The sequence below is a fragment of the Streptomyces saintjeani genome (genome assembly GCF_055409605.1).
On record NZ_CP189624.1, the window covers coordinates 1,392,029 to 1,417,708 of the forward strand.

Here is a 25,680-nt window from a genome sequence, read left to right on the forward strand (position 1 = left end):
GTGCCGGTCCGTGCCGGGCGACGGTGGACGAGCCCTCTGGAGGTGTGCGTGACCAGCGGTGACGGATGGGGAGACGACGTCTACCAGCCCGACGGGTCCGAGGTGCAGGACGACGCGGGGCTGCTGGACGCCGAGGACACCCTCGACCAGGACGGCGTCGGCGACCCCCTCGACCGCGGCTGGTCCCCGCCGGAGCGGCCGTGGGCCGTGGAGCACACCGGCGTGACGGCGGCGGAGGCCCGGCGCGGGGAGACCCTGGACCAGCGGCTCGCCGAGGAGGTCCCGGACGTCTCCGCGTACGACGGCGACGGTCTCGGCGACTACGACGGCGGTGACGGCGAGCTCCTCGACAACGAGGTCGGCTCCGTCCGCTCGGGCCGTCTCGTCGCCCCCGACGAGGGCGCGCACGAGGACGAGGAGAGCGGCCTGATCGCCACCGACGTCGGGATCGACGGCGCGGCGTCCTCCGCGGAGGAGGCGGCGATGCACATCGTCGACGAGGACGCGCTGTCGGGCTGAAAGCCCCCGAGCCCCCTTCCAGAAGGAGACCTCATGCAGCAGGACCAGCACCCCGACTACCACGAGGTCGTCTTCCGCGACCGCGCCGCCGGCTACGCCTTCCTGACCCGCTCCACCGCGACGAGCGCGGAGACGATCGAGTGGGACGACGGTGAGACGTACCCGGTCGTGGACGTGGAGATCTCCTCGCAGAGCCACCCCTTCTACACCGGCAAGGCCCGCACGCTCGACACGGAGGGCCGTGTCGCCCGCTTCGAGCGGCGTTACGGCGAGGGCTGAGCCCGGCGTCAGATGAAGTTGAGGGCCGCCGCCCCGCCGACGCCGCCCAGCAGCATGAACACCGGCATGAGGACCTTCAGTTCGACCCAGCTCCCGGCGCGGAACCGCATCGCCTTCGGCGGACCGATCGGGTACCAGCGCTTGCGGCCGATCGGGATGGGCCACAGGACCGGGCAGCCGGAGACGGTCAGCGCGTCCCCGAGGTCGTGCACCAGCGCGCCCAGCAGGATCGGCAGCCCCAGCCACAGGTACTGCTGGCCGGGGTCGGTGAACAGCCAGTCGGAGCCGTTGCCGGGCTTGTCCAGCACCCCGGCGATGATCCACGCGCTGCTCGCCGCCAGCAGCCACACCAGGATGTCGCTGCTGGAGCCTCGGGCGGCCCGCCACAGCAGGCCCTCGATCGCCAGCACCATGTGCACGAAGAGGAGCGCGAGCACCGCCCAGCGGCCCCCCATGACCGCCAGCGCCGAGGCGCCCGCGCCGATCATCACCGCCCACAGCCAGGTGTGCGTCAGCGTGCGGTGCCCTCCCGAGCGGCGCGGGTCGCCGGGTTTGCGGGTCGCCTTGTAGGCGGCGTACGACAGCTTGTCGACGATCTCGCAGAGCCAGCGCGAGACGGGCCCGAAGGCGCGCGAGATCGTGGCGGCCTTGTGGTCGAGGTCCGGGGCGAGGGCGGCGCCCGCGCAGATCAGCGCTCCGGCCAGGACGACCGGCCACGGCATCGGCTTCCCCGCCGCCGCGGCGGCGGCTCCGACGCCGAGCCAGGCCGCGGCGCCCGACAGTGAGTGTGCTGGTCCCATCATGGCGCTCGCCCGCCCCGTTCCTCTTGTGCCGCTGTCCAGTTGACCGGGTGCCCTGACACTCCGTCGGCGACACAGCGTAGCGGTCGTGATCATCGCACCGGCAGCCGATTCCCCTCAGAGGGGTACGGACAGGCAAGATGGGTGTGTGACCCTCATCGATCTGCTGCCGCCGACCGCCGACCCCGACGCCCTGTACGAGGCTTTCGAGTCCTGGGCGCAGGAGCGCGGTCTCACCCTCTATCCGCACCAGGAGGAGGCGCTGATCGAGGTGGTCTCCGGGGCGAACGTGATCGTGTCGACGCCGACCGGGTCGGGCAAGAGCATGATCGCGGCGGCTGCGCACTTCGCGGCGCTGGCGCGCGACGAGGTCACGTTCTACACGGCTCCCATCAAGGCGCTGGTGTCGGAGAAGTTCTTCGAGCTGTGCAAGATCTTCGGCACGGAGAACGTCGGCATGCTGACCGGCGACGCCTCCGTCAACTCCGACGCCCCGGTGATCTGCTGCACCGCCGAGGTCCTCGCGTCGATCGCGCTGCGCGACGGCAAGAACGCGGACGTCGGCCAGGTCGTCATGGACGAGTTCCACTTCTACGCGGAGGGCGACCGGGGCTGGGCCTGGCAGATCCCGATCCTGGAGCTTCCGCAGGCGCAGTTCGTGCTGATGTCGGCGACGCTGGGGGACGTCTCCTTCTTCGAGAAGGACCTCGCCCGCCGCACCGGCCGGCCGACCTCGGTGGTCCGCTCGGCGACCCGGCCGGTGCCGCTGTCCTACGAGTACCGCTACACGCCGCTCACGGAGACCCTCACCGACCTGCTGGACACCCGGCAGGCGCCGGTGTACATCGTGCACTTCACGCAGGCGCAGGCGGTGGAGCGGGCGCAGGCCCTGATGAGCATCAACATGTGCTCGAAGGAGGAGAAGGAGCAGATCGCCGCTCTGATCGGCAACTTCCGCTTCACCACCAAGTTCGGCAGCAACCTCTCCCGGTACGTCCGGCACGGCATCGGCGTGCACCACGCGGGCATGCTGCCCAAGTACCGCCGCCTGGTGGAGAAGCTGGCGCAGGCCGGCCTGCTGAAGGTGATCTGCGGGACGGACACGCTGGGCGTCGGGGTCAACGTCCCGATCCGTACGGTGCTGTTCACGGCCCTCACCAAGTACGACGGCAACCGGGTGCGGACGCTGCGCGCGCGGGAGTTCCACCAGATCGCGGGCCGCGCGGGGCGGGCCGGGTTCGACACGGCCGGGTTCGTCGTCGCGCAGGCGCCGGAGCACGTCATCGAGAACGAGAAGGCGCTCACGAAGGCCGGTGACGATCCGAAGAAGCGGCGCAAGGTGGTCCGCAAGAAGGCGCCGGAAGGCTTCGTGGCCTGGACGGAGAACACCTTCGACAAGCTGATCGAGTCGGAGCCGGAACCGCTGGCGTCGCGCTTCCGGGTGACGCACACGATGCTGCTGTCGGTGATCGCCCGCCCCGGCAACGCGTTCACCGCGATGCGCCACCTCCTGGAGGACAACCACGAGCCGCGCAAGCAGCAGTTGCGGCACATCCGCCGGGCGATCGCGATCTACCGCTCGCTGCTGGACGGCGGCATCGTCGAGAAGCTCGACGAGCCGGACGCCACCGGCCGCGTCGTGCGCCTGACGGTCGATCTCCAGCAGGACTTCGCGCTCAACCAGCCGCTGTCCACGTTCGCGCTCGCCGCGTTCGAGCTCCTCGACCCCGAGTCGCCGTCGTACGCGCTGGACATGGTCTCCGTCGTGGAGTCCACGCTCGACGACCCGCGCCAGATCCTCGCCGCCCAGCAGAACAAGGCGCGCGGCGAGGCGGTCGCCCTGATGAAGGCGGACGGCGTCGAGTACGAGGAGCGCATGGAGCGCCTCCAGGACATCACGTACCCGAAGCCGCTGGAGGAGCTGCTCTTCCACGCGTACGACACGTACCGCAAGAGCCACCCGTGGGTCGGCGACCACCCGCTGTCGCCGAAGTCGGTGATCCGGGACATGTTCGAGCGGGCCATGTCGTTCACGGAGCTGGTGTCGCACTACGAGCTGGCGCGCACCGAGGGCATCGTCCTGCGCTACCTGGCGAGCGCCTACAAGGCCCTCGACCACACCGTCCCCGACGACCTGAAGTCCGAGGACCTCCAGGACCTCATCGAGTGGCTGGGCGAGATGGTCCGCCAGGTCGACTCCAGCCTCCTGGACGAGTGGGAGCAGCTCGCCAATCCGGAGGAGATGACCGCCGAGCAGGCGCAGGAGAAGGCCGACGAGGTCAAGCCGGTCACCCTGAACACGCGCGCCTTCCGGGTCCTGGTGCGCAACGCGATGTTCCGCCGCGTGGAGCTGGCCGCCCTCGACCACGTCGCCGAACTCGGCGAGCTGGACGGCGAGTCCGGCTGGGACGCGGACGCGTGGGGCGAGGCGATGGACAAGTACTGGGACGAGTACGAGGACCTGAGCACCGGTCCGAACGCGCGCGGGCCGAAGCTGCTCGTCATCCAGGAGGAGCCGGCGAACCGGCTGTGGCGGGTGCGGCAGATCTTCGACGACCCGAACGGGGACCACGACTGGGGGATCAGCGCGGAGGTCGACCTCGAAGCGTCCGACGCCGAGGGCCGCGCGATCGTCCGGGTCACCTCCGTCGGACAGCTCTGAGCAGCGCCACCAGCACAGGAGAAGCACACTCATGACGAACCCCGCCGAGAGACTCGTCGACCTGCTCGACCTGGAGCAGATCGAGGTCAACATCTTCCGTGGCCGCAGCCCCCAGGAGTCCCTCCAGCGGGTCTTCGGCGGGCAGGTGGCCGGGCAGGCGCTGGTCGCCGCGGGCCGGACCACGGAGGGGGACCGGCCGGTGCACTCGCTGCACGCGTACTTCCTGCGTCCCGGCCGGCCCGGTGTGCCGATCGTGTACCAGGTCGAACGGGTGCGGGACGGCCGGTCGTTCACGACCCGGCGGGTCGCCGCCGTGCAGCAGGGCCGCACGATCTTCAATCTCACCGCCTCCTTTCACAAGCCTGAGGAAGGTCCCTTCGATCAGCAGCTGCCGCCGGCCCGGGTGGTCCCGGACCCGGATTCGCTGCCGACCGTCGCGGACGAGGTCCGGGAGCATCTCGGGGCGCTGCCCGAGCAGTTCGAGCGGATGGCCCGGCGTCAGCCGTTCGACATCCGGTACGTCGACCGGCTGCGCTGGACCCCCGAGGAGCTGAAGGAGGCCGAGCCCCGCAGCGCCGTCTGGATGCGTGCGGTGGGGCCGTTGGGGGACGATCCCCTCGTCCACACCTGCGCGCTCACCTACGCCAGCGACATGACCCTCCTGGACGCCGTCCGTATCCCCATCGAGCCTTTGTGGGGGCCGCGGAGCTTCGACATGGCCTCCCTGGACCACGCGATGTGGTTCCACCGGCCGTTCCGGGCGGACGAGTGGTTCCTGTACGACCAGGAGTCGCCGATCACCACGGGTGGGCGGGGGCTGGCGCGGGGCCGTATCTACGACCTGCACGGGCGGCTGCTGGTGTCTGTCGTCCAGGAGGGGTTGTTCCGGGCGCTGTAGCGGTGTGCGGGGTGCCGCGCCGGGGCGTTCGCCGGGCGCGGCACGGTCGCACGGCCCGTCAGACGCGCTGCCGCGTCCTGCCCTTGCGTCGCAGCCACTTCGAGAGGTGGCGGCGTGTGCGTACGGTGCGTGGGCGGGGTGCGGGCTCAGGGGTGGGCTCGGTCCGAGGTGCTGGTTCGGGGGCGGGTTCGAGCGTCGGGCGCAGTGCCGTCAGGCTCTCGCGGGCTTCCGTCAGTGCCTCGTGCAGGTCCGTGCGCAGCCAGACGATCTCGTCCAGGAAGTTCGCGGTCATGATTTTCGCGGCGAGCTGGGCGGAGGGGGAGCCGGGAGCCCCGTGGGTCGGGAGGGCGGGTCGGGAGCGGTTGAGGTAGGCCCGCTCGTAGGGGTCGGGGACGAGGTCGGCGACCTGGTCGGAGTCGAGGAAGGCGGCCACGGCGCCGGCCCGCTGCCAGGGGGTGTCGGCCTGGCGGAGCAGGAAGCCGAGGTGGCGGCCCCGCCAGTTGCGGGGCCTGAGGTCGAGGCCCGCGGCGAGCCGGGCACGCAGTTTTTCGGGCGCCGGGCCGGAGAGCAGGGACGCGTTGGCCGGGTCCTCGGCGAACCTGCGGAGTTCGTCAGCGAGGTAGAGCCAGACGACGGCGCGGTAGCGGTTCAGGTAGAACCGCACCGGTGAGACGAGTCCGAGCCGCGCGAGACGGGAGAAGCGGGCGGGTGAGATCTTCAGGAGCTTCGCGGCCTCGGCGGTGCCGACGGTGCGCACCTCTTCGAGGAAGGACTCCGGAAAGTCCGGCCGGGCGCGCAGCCGTTCGATCTCCGCGTACGGGATCCGACGGCCGCCGCCTCCCTCGTCCGGCACGGTCCGGACCCGGCCGAGGTGGACGGCGAAGTCGAACTCGCCGCGTTTGACGCCCAGTTCTTTCGCCGCGCGGCTCGGTGTGCAGGTGAGCGGGCGTGGTCGGGCTGTCGTGTGCTGAGACATGGTCGGTCTCCCCCGTGGTCTGTCGGGCTCCGCGCCGTTCGCGGTGCCCTCGGGAAAAACCGTAGCCGTTTTGCCGGATCTGCCGACAAGCCTGTGGATAACTTCGTATACGCCCTTAAATACGCAGGTCAGTGCTCTGTGAGCGGGGTTCGTTCGGGTTGGCGCACGTCCATCGTGAGGTGTTCGCCGACGCGGCTGACGAGGAGGGTCATCTCGTAGGCGACCTGGCCCATGTCGGCCTCGGCGCCGGTGAGGACGCACAGGCAGCTGCCGGTTCCGGCGGCGGTGACGAAGAGGAGGGCGTCGTCGAACTCGATCATGGTCTGCCGGACCCGGCCGGCGCCGAAGTGGCGGCCGGAGCCCTTGGCGAGGCTGTGCAGGCCGGAGGAGACGGCGGCGAGGTGTTCGGCGTCCTCGCGGCGCAGTCCGGTGCTGGCGCCGGCCACCAACCCGTCGGTCGTGAGGACGAGTGCGTGCCGTACGTGTTCGACGCGTTCGGTCAGGTCGTCCAGCAGCCAGTCGAGTCCCTGGTTCTGCCCCATGCTTCGCTCTCCCCGCGTACATCTCCCCGTTGGGTCCCGCCCGTGCGATGACTTGTCCGCCACCCTTCCGCAGTTTCGGGGGCCCGAGCAAGGAGGATGGCGGCATGGCGAAGAAGATGACCGACGAGGAATGGCGGGCGTTCGTCTCGGACGGCACCCGTACCGCGAAGCTGTCCACGGTCCGGGCCGACGGGAGTCCGCACGTGGCCCCGATCTGGTTCGTGCTGGACGGGGACGACCTGGTGTTCAACACCGGCAAGGAGACCGTGAAGGGCCGCAACCTGGCGCGGGACGGCCGTGTCGCGCTGTGCGTCGACGACGACCGTCCCCCCTTCGACTACGTGATCCTCCAGGGCCGCGCCACGATCTCGGAGGATCTCGCCGAGGTCCGGCACTGGGCGGCCAGGATCGGCGCCCGCTACATGGGCGAGGACCGCGCCGAGGAGTTCGGCGACCGCAACGGCGTACCGGGCGAACTGCTGGTGCGGGTCGCCGTGGAGAAGGTGCTGGCGCAGAAGGAGGTGGCGAACTAGCTCACGGAGTCGAGGAGGCGGGCCGTGTGCATGCGGCCCGCGTACTCGACGAGGCGGATGAGGACCTCCTTGCCGGAGTCGCGGTCGCGCGCGTCGCACAGGACGACGGGGGTGCCCTGGTCGAGGTCAAGGGCGCGGGACACGTCGGGGGCGGCGTACGCGCGTGCGCCGGTGAAGCAGTTGACGGCGACGACGAACGGGATGTGCCGGTGCTCGAAGTAGTCGACGGCCGGGAAGCAGTCCTCCAGGCGCCGGGTGTCGGCGAGGACGACGGCGCCGAGGGCTCCTTGGGAGAGTTCGTCCCACAGGAACCAGAAGCGGTCCTGGCCGGGGGTGCCGAACAGGTAGAGGGACAGTCCGGAGCGGATGGTGATCCGGCCGAAGTCCATGGCGACGGTCGTGGTGACCTTCTGGTCGACGCCGTCGGTGTCGTCGACGGCCTGTCCGGCTTCGCTGAGCAGTTCCTCGGTGCGCAGCGGTTTGATCTCGCTGACCGCGCCCACCAGGGTCGTCTTGCCCACGCCGAACCCGCCGGCGACCAGAATCTTCAGCGCCAGCGGTGCCGTCTCGCCGGTGGCGTCGGGGTGCTCGGAGGCCATGGATCACTTCTCTCGGGGGTTCCGGCGTGCGGAGGTGTCGTCCGGGGGCAGCAGGATGGCGACCGCGGTCCTTCGGCGGGAGGTTCGATCGCCATCCGTCTTTCGTGACCGTTCTTGTTCGTTTCGAGGTCCTGAGAGGCGCGAGATGCGTACGTATACGCGCGCCCGGTGACAGGTGTTCATCTACAGGGCCCGCAGCCCTTCGATGACCTCCCGCAGGATCCGTTCGTCGGGCAGGTGCGCGGGCGGCACCGGGCGGCTGACGGTGACGCGGCCCGTCTCCAGCAGGTCCCCGAGGAGCACCCGGACCACCCCGACGGGCAGGTCGGTCCCGGCGGACAGCTCCGCGACGGACTGCGTCTCGATGCGGCACAGGTCGATCAGGGCGCGGTGTTCGGGACCGAGCGCGTGGTCGTCGTCGGCGCCGGGCGCGCCCGGGTCGAGGGTGACGAGGGCGATGAGGTCGAAGCGGACCCCGGTGGGCCCCGGCTTGGTGCGTCCGCCGGTCATGGCGTACGGCCGTACGAGGGGTCCGGCGTCGTTGTCGTACCACTGGGCGCTGGGCTGCTGGTCGTTCATCGGTGCCTCATCCGGCGGCGGGCGGGCGCGCGGTGACGCGGGGCGGGGTGTGGAGGTGTTCGCCGACGCGTTTGACCAGGCGGGCCATCTCGTAGGCGACGAGGCCGATGTCGGCGGTGGCGGCGGTCAGGACGGCGAGGCAGGAGCCGTCCCCGGCGGCGGCGACGAACAGGAAGCCGTCGTCCATCTCGACCATGGTCTGGCGCACCCCTCCGGCGCCGAAGTGCCGTCCCGCGCCCTTGGCGAGGCTGTGGAAGCCGGAGGAGACGGCGGCGAGGTGTTCGGCGTCCTCGCGGCCGAGGTCCGTGGAGGCGCCCACGGCGAGGCCGTCGTTGGACAGCACGACCGCGTGCCGTACCTCGCCGACGCGCATCACCAGGTCGTCCAGCAGCCAGTCGAGTTCCCCCGACAGCTGGGACGGCCTCGTGCCGGGGTCCTGGATCATGCGGGGTCTCCTTCACTGCCGGTTCGCGGCCCGGCCGCGCGGCCGGGCTGTCTGCCGCCGCCACGGGTCCAGCCCGCGCGGTAGGCGGCCATGCGGTCGCGGACGACCTCGGGGGTGCGTCCGTCGTCGCGGGTGCCGTGCGGTCGCTGCGGTTCCTCCGCGCGCGGGCCGCGCAGTTGGGGGACGAGGCTCGCCTGGCGCACGCGGCGGGGGAGGTCGTCGTCGGGTACCGCCGGGGGTTCGTCGCCGTCCGGGGGGCGGTGCAGGCGCAGGGGGGTGACGCCGGGGGGCGGTGGCTCGGAGGCGTGCGCCTGGGCCGGTACCGGGGCTGGGGCTGAGGCTGGGGCGACGAGTGCGGGGCGGTTGGCCGGCGCGGGGACGGCTTCGTGTTCCCGGTCGTCCGGCACGCGCGCGTACGCGGGTTCCACGCTGTGCTGCGCGATGGCTCGTGCGGCGTCCTGGGCGGAACGTTCCGGCTTGCCGGTGTCCAGGAGGGCGGTGGGCAGCAGGACGACGGCTGTGGTGCCGCCGTAGGGGGAGGTGCACAGGTGGACCTTGATGCCGTGGCGGGCGGCGAGCCTGCTGACGACGAACAGGCCGAGGCGGTCGCTGTCGAACAGGTCGAGCGCCTCCGACTGGGTGATGCGCCGGTTGGCCCGCGTGAGGGCCTCGTCGCCCATGCCGAGGCCCCGGTCCTCGACCTCGACGGCGTACCCGTTGCCGACGGGTTCCCCGGTGACCCGCACGCGCGTGTGCGGGGGCGAGAACTGGGCGGCGTTCTCGACGAGTTCGGCGAGGAGGTGGGTGAGGTCGGCGACGGCGGCACCCGCGACGGACGCCGCCGGGAGCTGGCGCACCTCCACGCGCGCGTAGTCCTCGACCTCGGAGACGGCGGCGCGCACCACGTCGGTGAGCGGGACGGGCATCCGCCAGGCCCGGCCGGGGGCGGCCCCGGAGAGGATGATCAGGCTCTCCGCGTGGCGCCGCATACGGGTCGTGAGGTGGTCGAGGCGGAAGAGGTCGCTGAGTTCGTTCGGGTCGTCGGAGCGGCGCTCCATGCTGTCGAGGAGGCTCAGCTGGCGGTGCACCAGGACCTGGCTGCGGCGCGCGAGGTTGACGAACACGCCGGAGATGCCGCTGGCGAGTTCGGCGCGCTCCACGGCGGCCCTGAGGGCGGCGCGGTGGACGGTGGTGAGGGCTTCGGCGACCTGCCCGGTCTCGTCCTCGGCACGGGGTCCGGACGGGGCCTCCGCACGGACGTCGATCTCCTCGCCCGCGCGCAGTTTCCGCATGGCCTCGGGGAGTTTGCGGCGGGCGATCTCCAGAGCGCCGTTGCGCAGGCTGACGAGTTCGACGACGAGGCCGCGGCCGATGCGCACGGAAATGACGAGCGAGGCGACGACGGCGGCGAGGCCGAGCAGGACGGCGGCGCCGGCCGGGGTGAGCAGCCCGCGCGTGAAGGGGTCGGCACGGCGGACGACCTCGTGTCCGGCGTCCGTCTCGATGGTGCGCATCCCGCTCTGCACGCGCGCGTGGGCGGCGTTCCAGGCGGCCTCCGGCGCGGCGGCGAGGGCCCGTTCGCCGGGGGCGTTCGCGCGGACGCGGTTCTCGGCGGCGGTCAGGGCGGCGTAGGCGTCGTCGTCGGCCAGCGCGCGCCAGGCGGCCCGTTCGGGGCCGCGCAGGTCGGTGACGGCGGCCTCGGTGAGGGTGCGGCGGTTGTCGGCGGCGCCGGTGAACAGGCTGAGGCGCCGGGTGTCGAGGCGGCCCGCCGGGCGCGCGCCCGCGAGGACGGCGTCCTCCTGGGCGAGGGCCTCGGCTGCTCGGGAGAATTCGAGCAGTACGCGCGCGTCGGAGCCGAGTTCGGCGTCCTGGATGCCGGAGAGGGCGCCGCCCACGGCGAACGCGGCGGAGATCGTCCGGGTGTAGCGGTCGTACGCCTGTGACCAGTCGGCGGTCCCGCCGAGTACCGCGCCGCGCAGTGGCCGCAGATGTTCGGCGCCGGTGACGAAGGCGTCGAGCCGCTGGGCGACCCCGGCGGGCAGTTCCTGGGCGTCGGCGACGGTGCTGCTGTCGCCGAGCCGCAGCCGGGCGACCGCGCGGTCGGTGGCCGACGCGAGGCGGCGCAGGGTGTCGTCCTGGCCCGCGCGGGGCTCGGTCGCGTACCGGACGGCGGCTAGGCGTTCGGCCTGGAGGGCGGCGACGGCGTCGGCGACGGGTGCGCGGACCTGGGAGTCGACGCGCTGGATCTGGCGCAGCCGGGAGACGTCCTGGGCGGTGGTGACGGTGGCGTACGCCCAGAGGGCGAGCAGGGAGACGACGGGCACCATCAGCAGGCAGACGATCTTGGCGCGGACGGTACGGGGGCGTATTCGCCAGCGTTCCGCGCGCGGGGGCGCGTCGTCCGTCGTGGCCTCGGGGGCGCGTCGGCCCTCGTGGGCGGGCGGCCCGGCGTGGGCGCGGCGGCCTCGCATCGGGGGCGGCGGCTCGGTGCCGGCCGCGGTGGCCTTCCTGGGGGTGCGCATGGACTCCTCGCTGGGCGGTGGGTCGGAGGGGCTCGGTCCCGGTCAGGCGCGGTTGCCGACGGGTTCCACGGCCCGTTGGGCGGAGGCGGACTCCTCGCGTTCCCCGGTGGTGGGCGACAGGGCGACGAAGGCCGAGGTCAGGAAGAGGTAGGACCCGAGGCCGACGGCGAGGGGGAAGATGAACTGCATCGCCGTGGCCCCGGACAGGGGCGCCCCGGAGGGCTCGACGTGCACGCTCACCGCGAACATCCCCGTGTAGTGCATGCTGCTGACGGCCGCGCCCATGACGAGGGAGGCGACGGTGACCGCGACGGGCGACTCGATGTTGAGCGCGGCCCACAGCGCGGCGGTGGCCGCGACGACGGCGATGACCACGGAGAGGGCGACCGTCATCGGGTCGTAGTGCACGTCGCCGTGCAGCCGGACGGCGGCCATGCCCAGGTAGTGCATGCTCGCGACGCCGATCCCGGTGGTGAGTCCGCCGGTCAGCAGCGCGCGCGTACGGTCGCGTCCGTAGCCGACGGCGAACACGCCCGCGCAGACGACGACCATGGCCACGACGAGGCTGAGGACGGTCAGCGGTACGTCGTAGCGGATGTCGGTGCCGCTGACGGCGAAGCCGAGCATCGCGACGAAGTGCATGGTCCAGATGCCGGTGCCGATGGCGGAGGCGGCGGTGATCAGCCAGTTGCGGCGCGAGCGTCCGGTGGCGGCGAGCGCGCGCACGGTGCAGCGCAGCCCGAGGGCGGCGCCGGTGCAGGCCATCACGTACGACAGTACGGGGGTCAGCCATCCGAAGGCTGCGTGGTCCAGGTGTCCCATGGCTCAGGGACGCTAGTGCGGGCAGGGGGAGGCAAAGGGGGCAGGTTTCGGAAAGTGCCGCAATCTGGCGCAGATGCAGGCGTGATTGATCACGCGGCGTCCGAATGTGCGCACTGTGGGTGTCTCCGTGTCGGTGCGGGATCATGCGCTCATGAGCGACGACCGCACACACGTCCAGGAGTTCTTCACGTCCCGCGCGGCGACATGGGACAGCAGGTTCCCGCACGACGGACCCGCGTACGCCGCCGCGGTGGCCGCTCTGGAGCTGCGGCCGGGCGGCCGGGTGCTGGACGCCGGCTGCGGCACCGGACGGGCCCTGCCGCCCCTCAGGGCCGCCGTGGGGGCCTCAGGGGCGGTCCTGGGGGCCGATGTGACCCCGGCGATGCTCCGGGCCGCCGCAGCGGCCGGGCAGGGCCGTCACGGGCAGCTGCTGCTCACTGACGTCTCCATGCTGCCGCTGCGGGACGCTTCGCTGGACGCCGCGTTCGCGGCGGGGCTGATCGCGCACCTCGGCGACGCCGCCTCCGGTCTGCGGGAGTTGGCGCGTGTGGTCCGTCCCGGCGGGAGGCTGGCGCTCTTCCACCCCGTCGGCCGCGCGGTCCTGGCGGCCCGTCATGGGCGGCGGCTCACTGCGGACGACCTGCGCGCCGAGCCCAACCTCCGGCCGCTGCTGGCCGGTTCGGGCTGGCGGATGACGTCGTACACCGACGAGGACGACCGTTTCCTCGCGTTGGCGGTACGCGTGCACTGATGCCTTCTGCGGGGAGAGTTCCGGCCTCGCGCCGGGGAAACGGAGGCCGGCCTGCCGCGCGGTGGCGGCACTCGCGCGCTCCCGGCCGCCTGACACGGGACGATTCGTCCCCGTCTTCGCGGTCTTCACGAAAACAGCAGCTCCGGGTCCGTCTGGGAGTCGTGACAAGCGTGTCGCGGGCGCACTAGGGTGCGCGCCGTTGGACGAACCCGTGGGGAGGCTGGGATGGCCGGGACGGACGAGGATACCGTCGCCGCCGACGACGCGCTGTATGTGCTCACGGCGGTGCTGCTGACACCCGCGCAGTTCCCGAGCGCGCTGGGCGACGACTACCCGGAGGCGTGCGCCGCGCTCGGCCTCGCACCGATCGCGGACGGGTACGGGCTGGTGCTCGGCCAGGACGGCGTGGGCGCGCGGTGGACCGTGGTCGTCGACGACGTGTCGCTGGTGGCGGTCGCGATCGCCTCCTGGGACTGCGGGATGGAGTACGACCTGTCGCCGGACGACCGGACGGTCGTCGCCGGGCTGCCCGGCTGGCCGCTCTCGGTGGCCGTCGCGGCGCCCGGCGTGCCCGCGCCGCACGACCCCGCCCCCGAGGTCGCCGACGGGCCCGCGCTGGTCCCGCCGGACACGAGCGGGTGGGGCTCGGCGCAGCGGCGGCTGGGGGCCGACGAGATAGCGCTCCAGTGGACGACGTGGCGCGAGCAGATCGACGACTCGAAGTTCGAGCCCCGCCGCGAGCCGGACGCCGCCGAGCGCCCCAGCGACATCCGGCGGGTCCTCGCGGAGGCCCGCGCCTATGTCGACACGCCGCCTCCGCTGGGCCGGGTGCGGTCCTCCTTCGCGCCGGGTGAGGCGCGCATGCTCCGCGCGGACGGGCCCGGCTGGTCGCTGGTGGCCCGCACGGACGACATCGCCTTCGTGCTCCTCGACGACAAGCCCGGTGAGGTGCTGCCCGTCGGCCGGGGGCCGGAGCTTCCCGGGCTGCTGAAGGCGTTGGACCGGATGGCCGTGCGGCCGAGCTGAGCCGGGCACCCTCCCGCTCGGGAGGTGAGGGCACCCGGCCCCGCGCTCAGCGGCCGATCTCCTTGCGGCCGATGCGGCGCAGCCTGCGCCGCTGGGACGGATCCAGCGTGAGGTACGCGGCCGTCGGGACCCCTATCACGATCAACAGCGCCGCCCACCAGGGCAGCCAGATCAGCAGGAGGATCCCGGCCGCCACCCCTCCTGCGGCGATCTTCGCGTTCTTCGACATGTACGTCGCCTCCTTCGCGGCCAATGCCGCTCTCTGCTCTGAGAACGGTTCCACGCGGCCCGCGGTTCCGACCGCCGCCCCTGAGACGCCCCTGAGACCGGACCCCGACACGTCCCTGAGGGACCGTTGCCGCCGGCCCCTTCCCATGCTGTACCCTCGGCGGCCCCGGCTTAGCTAGTCAAACTTGAGGAGTAGGGTCATCTCCGCGCAGAGGGTTCCCGCCGAAGCACCGCCCGACATCCCCGGACCGTCCCACTGCCACACCGTGTTCGTGCCCGGCGACCCGGCCCGCACCGGCCAAATCGCCTTCTGGCACCCCGACGGCAGCGCACCACCCCCGGTCGGCTCCGCCACGACCCTGCGTGTTGTGCGTCCCGCGGGCGCGGGCGTCGAGACCGTCGAGGTCCCCTCCGTCTTCGTGCCCGTGCGCGAGGCGCTGCCGCTGCTCACCCGCGCGCGGGTCGCGCCGGACGCGCATCCGTCGGCCGCCTTCTGGGGCGCCGCCGCGCTCCTGGCCCTCCAGTTCGTGGCGCGCGGGCTCCTGCTGCCCGGCCTGTCCCCCGGCGACCACGACGCGTGGCGGGTGGGGCCGCTGGGCCAGGACGACGTCGAGCGGATCCGGCGGCTCGCCGACGCGATGCCGCCCGAGGCGCACGCCATGCCCGTCGACGACGGCACCGAGCCGCGCCTGCCCGTCCCTGAGCGGCTGCTGCGGGCCTTCCTGGACGCGGTCGCCGACGCCCTGCCGCGCTCCCCCGCCGCACCGCTCGTGACGGGCGGTCCCGCCTACGCGTCGCCGCTCCCCCGGCGCCTGCCGCACGCACGCGCGTGGGCCGCCGACGTCGCGGCGGGGCAGGACGCCGGGGTGCGGATCTCGCTGCGCGTCGAGGTGTCGGGGCTCGACGGGCCCGAGGAGGCGCCGAGGTTCCGTGTGGTGCCGCAGGTCCGTTCCGTCGCCGATCCCGGGGTGATCGCGGACGCGGCGGAGGTGTGGGCCATGACGGGCGACGGCACGGAACCCGGCGCGGGGGCGGGCCGGCCGGGCTCAGCGCCGACGCTCGGGGACGCGGTCGAGGCCGGCCGGGGACACAGTGGCCAACCGCTCCTGGGGCACGCGCGCGTGAGCGCGGTGCGGTCCTTCGGTCCCGGCGCGCGTATGGACGTCCTGCTGGCGCTGCGTCGCGCGGCGCGTGCCTGGCCCGTGCTCACGCCCCTGCTGTCGGCCGCCGTCCCGGACGCCGTGGACCTCCTGGACGACGACATCGAGGACCTCCTCGGGAACGGCGCGCGGGCGCTGGCCGCCGCCGGGGTCGAGGTGCACTGGCCGAGGGAACTGTCCCGGACGCTCACCACGCGCGCGGTGGTGGGCCCGCCGGACGGGCCGGGCGAAGCGCCGTCCTTCCTGTCGGCCGACGCGATGGTGGGCGTCGGCTGGTGGTTCGCGCTGGGCGGTCAGCAGCTCACCCGCGAGGAGCTGGACCGGCTCGCGGAGGCGAACCGTCCGCTCGTACGGCTGCGCGGGCAGTGGGTTCTGATCGACCCTCAGGAGGTCCGTCTCGCCCGCTCCCTGCCGGACCGCAAGCTCGACCCCATGGAGGCCCTGGGCGCCGCTCTGACGGGCTCGGCGGAGATCGACGGCCGGCTTGTCGACGTGCGCTCCACGCGCTGGCTGGAGGGCCTGCGGGAGCGCCTCGCGCCCTCCGGCGAGCAGGGGCAGGTGGAGCAGCCCGCCGCGCTCGCCGCGACCCTGCGGGACTACCAGCGGCGCGGCCTCGACTGGCTGGCCCGGATGACGTCCCTGGGCCTCGGCTGCTGCCTGGCCGACGACATGGGACTCGGCAAGACGGTCACGCTGATCGCGCTGCACCTGCACCGCCAGGCCGACCCGGCGTCGGCGGGGCCCACGCTCGTGGTCTGCCCGACGTCCCTGATGGGCAACTGGCAGCGGGAGATCGAACGGTTCGCGCCCGGCACGCGCGTACGCCGCTTCCACGGACCGCGCCGGGACGTGGAGTCCCTCGCGGACGGCGAGGTCGTCCTCACCACGTACGGCACGCTGCGGCTGGACGCGGCCCGGCTCGCCGAGGTGCCCTGGGGGCTGCTCGTCGCCGACGAGGCGCAGCACGTGAAGAACCCGTACGCGGCGACCGCCCGCGCGCTGCGGACGGTCGGCGCCCGCGCGCGGGTGGCGCTCACCGGCACTCCGGTGGAGAACAACCTCTCCGAGCTGTGGGCGATCCTGGACTGGACGACACCCGGTCTGCTGGGCCGGCTCACCGCGTTCCGCGCGCGGTACGCGCGCGCCGTCGAGACGGGCGCCGACCCGGCCGCCGCCGAGCGGCTCGCCCGGCTGGTGGGACCGTTCCTGCTGCGCCGCCGCAAGTCCGACCCAGGCATCGCCCCGGAGCTGCCGCCCAAGACCGAGAGCGACCGCCCGGTGTCGCTCACGCCGGAACAGGCGGGCCTGTACGAGGCGTTGGTGCGCGAGACGCTCGCGGAGATCGCGGGCGCGGACGACATGGCGCGGCGCGGCCTCGTCGTGAAGCTGCTGACCGGCCTCAAGCAGATCTGCAACCACCCCGCCCAGTACCTCAAGGAGGAACGGCCACGGATCGCCGGGCGGTCGGGGAAGCTGGAGCTGCTCGACGAACTGCTCGACGGCGCCCTGGCCGAAGGGGCGGCTGTCCTGGTGTTCACGCAGTACGTGGCGATGGCCCGGATCGTCGAGAGGCACCTGCGCGCGCGGGGCGTGCCTTCGCAGTTCCTGCACGGCGGGACGCCGGTCGGGGAACGCGAGGCGATGGTCGGCCGTTTCCAGGACGGGGAGGTGCCGGTGTTCCTGCTGTCGCTGAAGGCGGCCGGGACGGGGCTCAACCTCACCCGGGCCGAGCACGTCGTCCACTACGACCGCTGGTGGAACCCCGCCGTCGAGGCGCAGGCCACCGACCGCGCGTACCGGATCGGGCAGACCCGGCCGGTGCAGGTGCACCGGCTGATCGCCGAGGGGACGGTCGAGGACCGCATCGCGCGGATGCTGGACCGCAAGCGGGAACTGGCCGACGCGGTGCTCGGCTCCGGCGAGAGGGCGTTCACGGAGCTGACGGACGCGGAGCTGGCCGAACTGGTGGAGCTGCGAGGGGGGACGCGATGAGCGGGCGTGACGGGTACGGGGAGGCGGCGTTCGAGGTGGCGGCTCCCGCGCGCGGGCAGGCGTTCGCGCGCACCTGGTGGGGGCGGGGCTGGGTCGCCGCGCTGGAGGACGGGGTCCTGGACGGCGCCCAGATCCGCGCCGGGCGCCGCCTCGCGCGCGGGGGCGCGGTCGGCGCCGTGTCGGTGCGGCCGGGTCGCGCGACGGCGGTCGTCCGGGACCGGGACGGTACGGCGCACCGCGCGGACGTGCTGCTCCCGGAGCTGTCCGGGGCCCAGTGGGACCGGCTGCTGGCGCTGGCCGGGGAGCGGGCCGGGTACGTGGCCGCGCTGCTCGACCGCGAGATGCCGCCGCACCTGGTGGAGGACGCGGCGACCGCGGGCGTGGACCTCCTGCCGGGGCTGGGCGAGCTGGAGGCGTCCTGCGACTGCGGCGCCTGGGACCACTGCGGGCACACGACGGCCCTGTGCTACCTGGTGGCCCGCCTGCTGGACGAGGACCCCTTCGTCCTCCTGCTGCTGCGCGGGCGCCCCGAACGGTCCCTGCTGGACGACCTCCAGGCCCGCACCGCCGCGCCGGCGTACCGGGAGGGCGTGGACGCCGCCGAGGCGTACGCGTCCGTCCCCGTGGCGCTCCCCGTCCCGCCGGATCTTCCCGACGCCCCGGGCGTGCCGCCCTCCCTGGACACCGGGACCGCACCGCCGGACGGCGTCGTCCCGGCCGCCCTGGAGTTCCTGGCCGCGCAGACGGCCGGGGAGGCGCACCGGCTCCTGCGGGAGGCCCTCCACGGGGCGTCCCCGGCAGCCGGGTTGACGCCCGCTCAGGACGCGGTCCGCCTCGCCGCCGCGGACCCGTCGGACCCCGGTGTCCGCGTGCGGCTCGCCGCGGGACGCGTGGACCTCGGCCTCGCCGTACGCGCGTGGCGCGAGGGCGGTGCGAGCGCGCTGGCCGTCCTCGACGAGGAGTGGACCCCCGACAGCGAGGCGTCGGCCCGCGCGTGTGCGGTGCTGGAGGCGGCCTGGGACGCGGACGAACGTCCCGCCCTGCGCGCGCACGCCAACCGCTGGACCGCCGTCGGAGAGCCCGCGCAGATACGCCTGGACCGCGAGGGCCGCTGGTGGCCCTACCGCAGGCAGGACGGCCGTTGGACGCCTGCGGGAGGCCCGGCCCCCGATCCGGCGACAGCCTTGGCGGCGGCCACCGGGAGCGAGGAGGACCCCTGGTGAGTCACGGCAGCAGGGACGCCAGGTCGCTGGGTATCAGGCCGCTGGGGATCAGGTCGCTCGGGATCGCGGTCGGCAGGGCCGTGGGCAACCGGGTCGGCAGGAGGCTGGCGAGCCCACTCGGCAGCGTGTGGGCCGGGGCCGAGGAGGACGCGGCGGACGCGGCGGTCGAGGGCGTGTCGCCCTGCTTGTCGTCGTCCCCTGAGCCCCCTGAGCCCCTTGAGGCCGTCAGGACGACGATCGCGACGACCGCCACGCCCACCAACGCGGCCAGCGCGGCGAACAGGGACGTACGGCGCCTGCGGGGCCGCGAGGGGCGCCGGCCGTCGTCGTACGGCGGAGGCGCGCCGAAACCGCCGCCGGAGGGCGGGTACGGAGGTACGGGCGGAGTGGCCATGGTGTCCACCTTGGGCCCGTCCGGGCCCGGGCGGTGTCCCCCGCGCGTGAGTTGGTACCGGCTCATGTCAGGGAGGACATGATTCCGGCGTATTCCCCTCGCGGGCAGCCGGGAGGCGGTCGTGCCGAAGGGGCACGACGGTACGCGCGCAGGGTCGCGCAACCGCCCACGCACGCGTGCCCGTTCGGCCGGGACAGTCACCTGTCCCGGCCGCCCTGGACGCCAACCGGCACGCGCGCGTGGAGTCGTGATCAGCCGCGGGCACCCAGGAGGTGGTCCATGGCGAGCTGGTCGAGGCGCTCGAAGGCCATCCCGCGCGCGGCGGCGGCCTCGGCGTCGAAGTCCTCGAAGGCGGCGTGGTCGGCGAGGAGCGCGTCAAGGCCGTCGGCGGCGGTCGGCTGGGCCAGCTCGTCGAGACGGGACGCGCGCAGCGCCTCCTGGACCTCCGGGTCGGCGCGGAAGGCGAGCGCGCGCTCCTTGAGGATCAGGTAGTTGCGCATGCAGCCGGCCGCCGACGCCCAGACGCCGTCGAAGTCCTCGGTGCGCGGGGGCTTGAAGTCGAAGTGCTTCGGACCGGCGTACCCGGCGCTCTCCAGCAGGTCGACCAGCCAGAACGCGGAGCGCAGGTCACCGGCGCCGAAGCGCAGGTCCTGGTCGTACTTGATGCCGGACTGGCCGTTGAGGTCGATGTGGAAGAGCTTGCCCGCCCACAGCGCCTGCGCGATGCCGTGCGGGAAGTTCAGGCCGGCCATCTGCTCGTGGCCCACCTCGGGGTTCACGCCGTACAGCTCGGGCCGCTCCAGGCGCTCGATGAACGCCAGCGCGTGGCCGACGGTCGGCAGGAGGATGTCGCCGCGCGGCTCGTTCGGCTTGGGCTCGATCGCGAACTTCAGATCGTAGCCCTGCGCGGTGACGTACTCGCCGAGGAGGTCGAACGCCTCCTTCATCCGGTCGAGGGCCACCCGTACGTCCTTGGCGGCGCCGGACTCGGCGCCTTCACGGCCGCCCCAGGCGACGTACGTCTCGGCGCCCAGCTCGACGGCCAGGTCGATGTTGCGGATCGTCTTGCGCAGCGCGTAGCGGCGCACGTCGCGGTCGTTCGCGGTGAACGCGCCGTCCTTGAAGACGGGGTGGGTGAAGAGGTTGGTGGTGGCCATCGGCACCTTCATGCCGGTCGTGTCGAGGGCCTCGCGGAAGCGCTTGATGTGGCCCTCCCGCTCGCTGTCCGAGGACCCGAAGGGGATCAGGTCGTCGTCGTGGAAGGTGACTCCGTGGGCGCCGAGTTCCGACAGGCGCTGCACGGTCTCGACCGGATCGAGGGCCCCGCGCGTGGCGTCGCCGAAGGGGTCCCGTCCCTGCCAGCCGACGGTCCACAGGCCGAAGGTGAACCTGTCCTCGGGGGTGGGCTGGTAGCTCATAGAGCGGCTCCTTGCTGCGTACGACTATTTCGTCATGGCCGTTTACAAATTAGTATGCGGGAGCAGCCGTGGGAAGACCGATCTCGCCGAGCCGTGAAATTCGAGGGAGAGCCCGATGTCAGCAGCCGAAGGTCCGCTCGTCGTCGGCGTGGACTCGTCCACGCAGTCGACCAAGGCACTCGTCGTCGACGTGGCGACCGGCGAGGTCGTCGCGAGCGGCCAGGCCCCGCACACGGTCTCCACGGGAGCCGGGCGGGAGAGCGACCCGCGCCAGTGGTGGGAGGCCCTCGGTGAGGCGCTCAGGCAGTGCGGTGAGCCCGCGCGCGAGGCCGCGGCGGTTTCGATCGGCGGGCAGCAGCACGGCCTGGTGACGCTGGACGGCGACGGTGAGCCGGTCCGGCCCGCCCTGCTGTGGAACGACGTCCGCTCCGCCCCGCAGGCGCGCCGGCTGACGGAGGAGCTGGGCGGCGCGAAGTTCTGGGCCGAGCGCACCGGTTCCGTCCCGGCGGCCTCCTTCACGGTCACCAAGTGGGCGTGGCTCGCGGAGAACGAACCGGAGGCCCTGCGCGCCGTCAAGGCCGTACGGCTGCCGCACGACTACTTGACCGGGCGGCTGACCGGCGAGGGCACCACGGACCGCGGGGACGCCTCCGGGACGGGCTGGTGGGCCTCGGGGACGGAAGGCTACGACGAGGAGATCCTCGCGCACGTCGGTCTCGACCCGGCACTCCTCCCGCGCGTGGTGCGCCCCGGCGAGGTCGCGGGCACCGTCCGGGACGGTCACGGCCTGCCGTTCGCCAAGGGCACCCTGGTCGCGGCCGGTACCGGCGACAACGCGGCGGCGGCGCTGGGCCTCGGCCTGCGCCCCGGGGCGCCCGTCCTGAGCCTGGGCACCTCCGGGACGGTCTACGCGGTGTCGAAGCGGCGTCCCACCGACCCGACCGGGACGGTGGCCGGTTTCGCCGCCGCGCACGGCGACTGGCTCCCCCTCGCCTGCACCCTCAACTGCACGCTGGCCGTCGACAAGGTCGCCGCGCTGCTGAACCTCGACCGCGAGGCGGTGGAGCCCTCCACGGGCGTCACCCTCCTGCCCTTCCTGGACGGCGAGCGCACTCCGAACCTCCCGAACGCCTCCGGCGTCCTGCACGGCCTGCGCCACGACACGACCGCGGGACAGCTCCTCCAGGCCGCCTACGACGGCGCTGTGCACTCCCTGCTGGGCGCGCTGGACCTCGTCCTCGACGAGGACGCGGACCGTTCGGCGCCGCTGCTGCTCATCGGCGGCGGCGCGCGCGGGCGCGCCTGGCAGGAGACCGTACGGCGCCTGTCCGGGCGTCCCGTCCAGGTGCCCGAGGCCAAGGAACTCGTCGCCCTCGGCGCCGCCGCGCAGGCCGCCGGCCTGCTGACCGGGGAAGACCCGTCGGCCGTCGCGCGCCGGTGGGGCACCGCGCGCGGGCCGGTGCTGGAGGCGGTGACGCGGGACGAGGCGGCGCTGGAGCGGATCTCGGGGGTGCTGGCGGATGCCGGAGGGCTGTTGGGCGAGAGCTAGGCGCCGCCGGGGTTCTACGAAGGTTCCGGGGAGCGCGACACGCCGTTCCACCCGGCGGAATCAGGCCTCCCGCGCGCGGGAGGCCACGCCAGCGGACTCATAATCCGTCGGCCGCAGGTTCCGCGTCACCCGCGGGGCCCGGCCGTCATCGCCAGCACCGCCGACCGAAGGACACCCCCGCATGACCGCCCCCCTGCACGACCCCCGCCCCGCCGCCACCGGCCGGGTGTCCTCCGACACCCAGCAGGGCATGCGGCGGCGCAACCTCGCGCGGGTCATGCATGCCGTCAGCGCGGAGGGGTCGCTCTCGCGCGCGGCGGTGGCCTCGCGGATCGGGCTGACACGGACGGCCGTGTCGACGCTGGTGGACGAGCTGATACGGGCGGGGCTGCTGGAGGAGCTGGGGCCCGAGCGGCCGGGGCGGGTGGGCCGGCCGGGGTCCGCGCTCGCCGTCTCCCGGCGCGGCCCCGCCGGGATCGGCGCGGAGATCGGCGTCGATCATCTCGCCGTCTGCGCGGTCGACCTGCGCGGTGAGGTACGCGCGCGTGCCGAGCGGCAGGGCAGCAACCGGCGCCGCTCCCCCGTACCCGTCGTCGCGGAGCTCAGCGGCCTGGTCCGGGACGTCGTCGCCGAGGCACGCGCGCAGGGGCTGTGGGCGGCGGGGCTCACCGTCGCCGTGCCGGGGCTCGTGGCGCGGGACGGGCGTACGGTCGTGCGCGCGCCGAACCTCGACTGGCGCGGTGTCGACCTCGGTGAACTCCTGCCCGATCAGCCCGCGCTCGTCGTCGACAACGAGGCCAACCTCGGTGCGCTCGCCGAACTCTGGCTCGGTGAGGACACGCCCCGGGACTTCCTGCACGTCTCCGCCGAGATCGGGATCGGCGCGGCGGTCGTCGTGGACGGCGGGCTGCTGCGCGGGACCCGGGGGTTCGCGGGTGAGCTGGGGCATGTGCCGGTCCATCCCGACGGGCCGGAGTGCGTGTGCGGGGGGCACGGGTGCCTGGAGCAGTACGCCGGGGAAGAAGCCGTGCTGCGGGCCGCCGGCCTCGCGCCCGGCAACGACCGGGTCGGGCTGCTCGCGGGGCGCGCGGCGGACGGTGACGAGGCGGTGCGGCGGGCCCTGCGGGAGGCGGGGACGGCGTTCGGGATCGCCCTCACGGGGGCGGTCAACCTGCTGGACCCGGAAGGGGTCGTCCTCGGCGGGGCGCTCGCCGGACTCGCGCCGTGGCTGCTGCCGTCGCTGGAGGCGGAGCTGGCTCGGCGGACGGCGGGGCCGGTGTGTCCGGTGTCCGTGTCCCGGCTGGGGTCGGAGGGGCCGTTGCTGGGGGCTGCGCATTCCGTGGTGCGGGGGGTGCTGGACGATCCGGTGGGGGTTGGGGTCGGGGCGGGGTGAGGGGCGCGCCGCGGAGCGGAGAGCCGAGCCGGGTAGCGGAGGTGAGGCGACTCGGTCCGGTGTGATTGTCACACTCGGTGCCGAGCCGGCATTCGCCTCGCGCCGGGGCGAAACGATCCTCCCTATGGACAACTGCCGCCCCCGGCCTCGCAATTACCCCGTTCGGGTGACCGACTTATCCACAGGCCCCGGTCTGTCCACAGATTCCCGAAGTGCCCTCTTGCGGACTCTCCGCTCCCCGTACGGTGTGATCACACGCACCGCAGCGGCGAAGCGTCGAACTCCCCACCGGCAGAAGGGCCTTGTATGAACCGCGCCAGTCCCCTCCCCAACCGGCGGCACCTCCTCAAAGGAGCCGCGCTCGCGGCGGCGGCCTCCGTGGTGCTGCCCGAGCCGAGGGCCGGGGCGCAGACCCAGGCGGCCGACTACCCCTCCGCGCTGTGGGCCCCCGCGGACGCCGCCAACTACACCCCCTCCGACCGCCCTTCGCAGCGGCACCCCGTCGACCTCGTCGTCATCCACGCCACGCAGACGTCGTTCGACAAGGCCCTGACGATCTTCCAGAACCCGAAGAAGAACGTGTCCGCGCACTATGTGGTCCGCTCCTCCGACGGCCGGGTCGCGCAGTGCGTGCGGGAGGCCGACGTCGCGTGGCACGCGGGGAACTGGGCGTACAACACCCGCAGCGTCGGCATCGAGCACGAGGGCTGGGTGGACCGGCCCGCCTACTTCACGGACGCGATGTACGAGCGGTCCGCGCGGCTCACGGCGACGGTCTGCGACCGGTACGGCATCCCCAGGGACCGGGCGCACATCATCGGCCACTACGAAGTGCCGGGCAGCGATCACACGGACCCGGGCCGGAACTGGGACTGGGCGCGGTACATGAGACTCGTCGCCCAGGTCTGACCCGGCAGATCCGGGCGGGTGGTGCCGCGACGGTTGTCGGGGCCCGCACCCGGAGTGACGATGGCCCGCAGCACGCACGGCGCCCTGTGCCGTCCGATTCACCCTCCAGGAGGCCGAGTTGACCGATCCCTGGGTGGCCCTCGAACCGGGGGCCGACCCCGCCGAGCGAGTCCGTACGCTGCGGCGGGCGCACGAGACGTTCACGGCCGCCGGAACGGTCGCCCAGCCGGTCCGCCGGGTCGTCGCGGACTCGTGGCGGCGCTCCGCGCGAGCCGGCGTGGGGCCGGACCGCACGGCGGACGTGGAGCTGACGGACGGCGCGCTCGGCACCTACCGCGCGGAGCACCCGCTCGCCCTGGTGATGCCGCTGCTGCGGGAGTTGATGGCGCCGTTCGCGGCGGACGGCGCACATCTGCTCGCGGTGTGCGACGCGCACGGCCGCCTCCTGTGGGTCGAGGGGCACGCGGCGACCCGGCGGCGCGCGGGGCGGATGAACTTCGTGCCCGGCGCGCGGTGGGCGGAGAGCGCGGTGGGGACGAACGCGCCGGGGACGGCGGTCGCGGTGGACCGTCCGGTGCAGGTGTTCGCGGCGGAGCACTTCACGCGGCAGGCGCAGCCGTGGACCTGCGCGGCGGCTCCGGTGCACGACCCGCGCACCGGGCGGGTACTGGGCGCCGTCGACGTGACGGGCGGGGACGCGCTGGCGCATCCGCACAGCCTGGGGTTCGTGCAGGCGGTGGCACGGGCGGCGGAGGGACAGCTGGCGCTGCTCGCGCGGGAGCGGCCCGGCGTCGGGGCGCCCGAGCTGGCCGCGCTGGGGCGGGACGAGGCGCGGCTGACGGTGGGCGGCAGGCGGGTGCGGCTGAGCCGGCGGCACAGCGAGATCGTGGTGCTGCTGGCCCGCCATCCGGAGGGGCTGACCGGGGACGAGCTGCTGTGCGCGCTGTACGAGGACGAGTCGGTGCCGCCGGTGACGCTGCGCGCCGAACTGGCCCGGCTGCGCGGGGTGCTGGGCCCGGAGCTGCTCGCGTCGCGGCCGTACCGGCTGACCGTACCGGTGGAGTCGGACGTGGCGGTCGTGGAGCGCAGGATCGCCGCCGGGGCGGTGACGGGGGCACTCTCGGCGTACGGCGGCCCGCTGCTGCCGGGGTCGCGGGCGCCCGCGGTGATGCGGCTCAGGCGGCAGCTCGCGGACGAGCTGAGGGCGGCGCTGATCGCGGGCCAGGACCCCGACCTGCTGTCCGACTGGGCGCACGCGCCGTGGGGCGAGGACGACCTGGAGGTGTGGCGGGCGCTGGCGGCGGTACGTCCGACGGCGCCGGTGCGGGCGCGACTGGCCGCGCTGGAGGCGGAGTTGGCGGCGGCGGGAGGGTGGGGGACATGAGGGCGGCGAGTGACACCGACGTCGCGTGGAGAGCGGCGGCCTCGTACGGGTGCGGTCGTGCAACGTGGGTGCAACGT

The 25,680-nt window shown here is 73.6% G+C and carries 24 protein-coding genes; 13 read left to right on the plus strand and 11 right to left on the minus strand.

The window, feature by feature from the left end:
* Positions 1-48 precede the first annotated feature (48 nt).
* Both ACQCO7_RS06100 and ACQCO7_RS06105 read left to right on the plus strand, forming a co-directional pair.
* Positions 49-519, plus strand: a complete 471-nt coding sequence (locus ACQCO7_RS06100) for a DUF5709 domain-containing protein (protein ID WP_464070858.1) — start codon at positions 49-51, stop codon at positions 517-519.
* 33 nt (positions 520-552) lie between these two features.
* Positions 553-798 carry a type B 50S ribosomal protein L31 gene (locus tag ACQCO7_RS06105; protein ID WP_010355419.1) on the plus strand — a complete coding sequence of 82 codons (246 nt, stop codon included), beginning with the start codon at positions 553-555 and terminating at the stop codon, positions 796-798.
* 8 nt (positions 799-806) lie between these two features.
* On the opposite strand, the gene ACQCO7_RS06110 is transcribed toward ACQCO7_RS06105, so the two are convergent.
* Positions 807-1,601 carry a metal-dependent hydrolase gene (locus ACQCO7_RS06110; protein WP_050373152.1) on the minus strand — a complete coding sequence of 265 codons (795 nt, stop codon included), beginning with the start codon at positions 1,599-1,601 and terminating at the stop codon, positions 807-809.
* Between the two features lie 145 nt (positions 1,602-1,746).
* Between ACQCO7_RS06110 and ACQCO7_RS06115 the strand changes: the two genes are divergently transcribed.
* Together ACQCO7_RS06115 and ACQCO7_RS06120 are read left to right on the plus strand one after the other, a co-directional pair.
* Positions 1,747-4,260 carry a DEAD/DEAH box helicase gene (locus ACQCO7_RS06115; RefSeq protein ID WP_464070859.1) on the plus strand — a complete coding sequence of 838 codons (2,514 nt, stop codon included), beginning with the start codon at positions 1,747-1,749 and terminating at the stop codon, positions 4,258-4,260.
* Positions 4,261-4,291: 31 nt separating this feature from the next.
* The gene (locus tag ACQCO7_RS06120) at positions 4,292-5,158 is read left to right on the plus strand and encodes an acyl-CoA thioesterase (RefSeq protein WP_464070860.1); all 867 of its coding nucleotides are present in this window, start codon (positions 4,292-4,294) and stop codon (positions 5,156-5,158) included.
* A gap of 58 nt (positions 5,159-5,216) precedes the next feature.
* Here ACQCO7_RS06120 and ACQCO7_RS06125 read toward each other — a convergent pair whose 3' ends face one another.
* Both ACQCO7_RS06125 and ACQCO7_RS06130 read right to left on the minus strand, forming a co-directional pair.
* Positions 5,217-6,134 carry a DUF6397 family protein gene (locus tag ACQCO7_RS06125; RefSeq protein WP_464070861.1) on the minus strand — a complete coding sequence of 306 codons (918 nt, stop codon included), beginning with the start codon at positions 6,132-6,134 and terminating at the stop codon, positions 5,217-5,219.
* Between the two features lie 128 nt (positions 6,135-6,262).
* Positions 6,263-6,676 (minus strand): roadblock/LC7 domain-containing protein, encoded by a 414-nt coding sequence (locus tag ACQCO7_RS06130; RefSeq protein ID WP_010355424.1) that lies wholly within the window; start codon positions 6,674-6,676, stop codon positions 6,263-6,265.
* 104 nt (positions 6,677-6,780) lie between these two features.
* On the opposite strand from ACQCO7_RS06130, the gene ACQCO7_RS06135 reads away from it, so the two are divergent.
* A complete protein-coding gene (locus ACQCO7_RS06135) occupies positions 6,781-7,209 on the plus strand; it encodes a PPOX class F420-dependent oxidoreductase (RefSeq protein ID WP_464070862.1) in 429 nt (142 codons plus the stop codon).
* Here the strand turns inward: ACQCO7_RS06135 and ACQCO7_RS06140 are convergent.
* From ACQCO7_RS06140 to ACQCO7_RS06160, 5 genes are all read right to left on the minus strand, one after another.
* A complete protein-coding gene (locus ACQCO7_RS06140) occupies positions 7,206-7,808 on the minus strand; it encodes a GTP-binding protein (protein ID WP_010355426.1) in 603 nt (200 codons plus the stop codon). The genes ACQCO7_RS06135 and ACQCO7_RS06140 overlap by 4 nt on opposite strands.
* A gap of 183 nt (positions 7,809-7,991) precedes the next feature.
* Positions 7,992-8,387 (minus strand): DUF742 domain-containing protein, encoded by a 396-nt coding sequence (locus ACQCO7_RS06145; RefSeq protein WP_464070863.1) that lies wholly within the window; start codon positions 8,385-8,387, stop codon positions 7,992-7,994.
* Between the two features lie 7 nt (positions 8,388-8,394).
* Positions 8,395-8,832, minus strand: a complete 438-nt coding sequence (locus tag ACQCO7_RS06150; RefSeq protein ID WP_010355428.1) for a roadblock/LC7 domain-containing protein — start codon at positions 8,830-8,832, stop codon at positions 8,395-8,397.
* The gene (locus ACQCO7_RS06155) at positions 8,829-11,354 is read right to left on the minus strand and encodes a sensor histidine kinase (protein ID WP_464070864.1); all 2,526 of its coding nucleotides are present in this window, start codon (positions 11,352-11,354) and stop codon (positions 8,829-8,831) included. The genes ACQCO7_RS06150 and ACQCO7_RS06155 overlap by 4 nt, the downstream gene beginning before the upstream one ends.
* A gap of 42 nt (positions 11,355-11,396) precedes the next feature.
* Positions 11,397-12,176 (minus strand): MHYT domain-containing protein, encoded by a 780-nt coding sequence (locus ACQCO7_RS06160; RefSeq protein WP_010355430.1) that lies wholly within the window; start codon positions 12,174-12,176, stop codon positions 11,397-11,399.
* A gap of 151 nt (positions 12,177-12,327) precedes the next feature.
* Here ACQCO7_RS06160 and ACQCO7_RS06165 point away from each other — a divergent pair, with 151 nt between their 5' ends.
* Positions 12,328-12,927: a class I SAM-dependent methyltransferase gene (locus ACQCO7_RS06165; protein ID WP_464070865.1), complete on the plus strand. Its 600-nt coding sequence runs from the start codon at positions 12,328-12,330 to the stop codon at positions 12,925-12,927.
* Positions 12,928-13,152: 225 nt separating this feature from the next.
* Positions 13,153-13,953 carry a hypothetical protein gene (locus tag ACQCO7_RS06170; protein ID WP_464070866.1) on the plus strand — a complete coding sequence of 267 codons (801 nt, stop codon included), beginning with the start codon at positions 13,153-13,155 and terminating at the stop codon, positions 13,951-13,953.
* A gap of 46 nt (positions 13,954-13,999) precedes the next feature.
* On the opposite strand, the gene ACQCO7_RS06175 is transcribed toward ACQCO7_RS06170, so the two are convergent.
* Complete coding sequence (locus ACQCO7_RS06175) at positions 14,000-14,182, minus strand: hypothetical protein (protein WP_464070867.1); 183 nt, start codon at positions 14,180-14,182, stop codon at positions 14,000-14,002.
* Positions 14,183-14,447: 265 nt separating this feature from the next.
* Here ACQCO7_RS06175 and ACQCO7_RS06180 point away from each other — a divergent pair, with 265 nt between their 5' ends.
* Together ACQCO7_RS06180 and ACQCO7_RS06185 are read left to right on the plus strand one after the other, a co-directional pair.
* Complete coding sequence (locus ACQCO7_RS06180; RefSeq protein WP_464077159.1) at positions 14,448-17,333, plus strand: DEAD/DEAH box helicase; 2,886 nt, start codon at positions 14,448-14,450, stop codon at positions 17,331-17,333.
* Positions 17,330-18,556 (plus strand): SWF or SNF family helicase, encoded by a 1,227-nt coding sequence (locus tag ACQCO7_RS06185; RefSeq protein ID WP_464070868.1) that lies wholly within the window; start codon positions 17,330-17,332, stop codon positions 18,554-18,556. Before ACQCO7_RS06180 ends, ACQCO7_RS06185 begins: the two co-directional genes overlap by 4 nt.
* Position 18,557: 1 nt before the next feature.
* On the opposite strand, the gene ACQCO7_RS06190 is transcribed toward ACQCO7_RS06185, so the two are convergent.
* The gene (locus tag ACQCO7_RS06190) at positions 18,558-18,950 is read right to left on the minus strand and encodes a hypothetical protein (protein ID WP_464070869.1); all 393 of its coding nucleotides are present in this window, start codon (positions 18,948-18,950) and stop codon (positions 18,558-18,560) included.
* A 251-nt stretch (positions 18,951-19,201) separates the two neighbouring features.
* Entirely contained in the window at positions 19,202-20,368 is a 1,167-nt protein-coding gene (gene xylA, locus ACQCO7_RS06195; RefSeq protein ID WP_464070870.1) for a xylose isomerase, read from the minus strand.
* A gap of 115 nt (positions 20,369-20,483) precedes the next feature.
* Here xylA and xylB point away from each other — a divergent pair, with 115 nt between their 5' ends.
* From xylB to ACQCO7_RS06215, 4 genes are all read left to right on the plus strand, one after another.
* A complete protein-coding gene (gene xylB, locus ACQCO7_RS06200) occupies positions 20,484-21,917 on the plus strand; it encodes a xylulokinase (protein WP_464070871.1) in 1,434 nt (477 codons plus the stop codon).
* Between the two features lie 181 nt (positions 21,918-22,098).
* Positions 22,099-23,310, plus strand: a complete 1,212-nt coding sequence (locus ACQCO7_RS06205; protein ID WP_464070872.1) for an ROK family protein — start codon at positions 22,099-22,101, stop codon at positions 23,308-23,310.
* 306 nt (positions 23,311-23,616) lie between these two features.
* Positions 23,617-24,219 carry an N-acetylmuramoyl-L-alanine amidase gene (locus ACQCO7_RS06210; RefSeq protein ID WP_464070873.1) on the plus strand — a complete coding sequence of 201 codons (603 nt, stop codon included), beginning with the start codon at positions 23,617-23,619 and terminating at the stop codon, positions 24,217-24,219.
* A 118-nt stretch (positions 24,220-24,337) separates the two neighbouring features.
* On the plus strand, positions 24,338-25,603 hold the full coding sequence (locus ACQCO7_RS06215) for a winged helix-turn-helix domain-containing protein (protein WP_464070874.1): 1,266 nt from the start codon (positions 24,338-24,340) through the stop codon (positions 25,601-25,603).
* The last annotated feature ends 77 nt before the right edge of the window (positions 25,604-25,680 follow it).

Excerpts from the sequence above, each read along its gene's own strand:
- ACQCO7_RS06140 (WP_010355426.1), bottom strand. The coding sequence starts at position 7,808 with ATGGCCTCCGAGCACCCCGACGCCACCGGCGAGACGGCACCGCTGGCG.
- ACQCO7_RS06185 (WP_464070868.1), top strand. The coding sequence starts at position 17,330 with ATGAGCGGGCGTGACGGGTACGGGGAGGCGGCGTTCGAGGTGGCGGCT.
- ACQCO7_RS06205 (WP_464070872.1), top strand. The coding sequence starts at position 22,099 with ATGACCGCCCCCCTGCACGACCCCCGCCCCGCCGCCACCGGCCGGGTG.
- ACQCO7_RS06190 (WP_464070869.1), bottom strand. The coding sequence starts at position 18,950 with ATGGCCACTCCGCCCGTACCTCCGTACCCGCCCTCCGGCGGCGGTTTC.
- ACQCO7_RS06110 (WP_050373152.1), bottom strand. The coding sequence starts at position 1,601 with ATGATGGGACCAGCACACTCACTGTCGGGCGCCGCGGCCTGGCTCGGC.
- ACQCO7_RS06175 (WP_464070867.1), bottom strand. The coding sequence starts at position 14,182 with ATGTCGAAGAACGCGAAGATCGCCGCAGGAGGGGTGGCGGCCGGGATC.
- ACQCO7_RS06210 (WP_464070873.1), top strand. The coding sequence starts at position 23,617 with ATGAACCGCGCCAGTCCCCTCCCCAACCGGCGGCACCTCCTCAAAGGA.
- ACQCO7_RS06125 (WP_464070861.1), bottom strand. The coding sequence starts at position 6,134 with ATGTCTCAGCACACGACAGCCCGACCACGCCCGCTCACCTGCACACCG.
- xylB (WP_464070871.1), top strand. The coding sequence starts at position 20,484 with ATGTCAGCAGCCGAAGGTCCGCTCGTCGTCGGCGTGGACTCGTCCACG.
- ACQCO7_RS06160 (WP_010355430.1), bottom strand. The coding sequence starts at position 12,176 with ATGGGACACCTGGACCACGCAGCCTTCGGATGGCTGACCCCCGTACTG.
- ACQCO7_RS06150 (WP_010355428.1), bottom strand. The coding sequence starts at position 8,832 with ATGATCCAGGACCCCGGCACGAGGCCGTCCCAGCTGTCGGGGGAACTC.
- ACQCO7_RS06120 (WP_464070860.1), top strand. The coding sequence starts at position 4,292 with ATGACGAACCCCGCCGAGAGACTCGTCGACCTGCTCGACCTGGAGCAG.
- ACQCO7_RS06145 (WP_464070863.1), bottom strand. The coding sequence starts at position 8,387 with ATGAACGACCAGCAGCCCAGCGCCCAGTGGTACGACAACGACGCCGGA.
- ACQCO7_RS06165 (WP_464070865.1), top strand. The coding sequence starts at position 12,328 with ATGAGCGACGACCGCACACACGTCCAGGAGTTCTTCACGTCCCGCGCG.
- ACQCO7_RS06135 (WP_464070862.1), top strand. The coding sequence starts at position 6,781 with ATGGCGAAGAAGATGACCGACGAGGAATGGCGGGCGTTCGTCTCGGAC.
- ACQCO7_RS06170 (WP_464070866.1), top strand. The coding sequence starts at position 13,153 with ATGGCCGGGACGGACGAGGATACCGTCGCCGCCGACGACGCGCTGTAT.
- ACQCO7_RS06105 (WP_010355419.1), top strand. The coding sequence starts at position 553 with ATGCAGCAGGACCAGCACCCCGACTACCACGAGGTCGTCTTCCGCGAC.
- xylA (WP_464070870.1), bottom strand. The coding sequence starts at position 20,368 with ATGAGCTACCAGCCCACCCCCGAGGACAGGTTCACCTTCGGCCTGTGG.
- ACQCO7_RS06130 (WP_010355424.1), bottom strand. The coding sequence starts at position 6,676 with ATGGGGCAGAACCAGGGACTCGACTGGCTGCTGGACGACCTGACCGAA.
- ACQCO7_RS06155 (WP_464070864.1), bottom strand. The coding sequence starts at position 11,354 with ATGCGCACCCCCAGGAAGGCCACCGCGGCCGGCACCGAGCCGCCGCCC.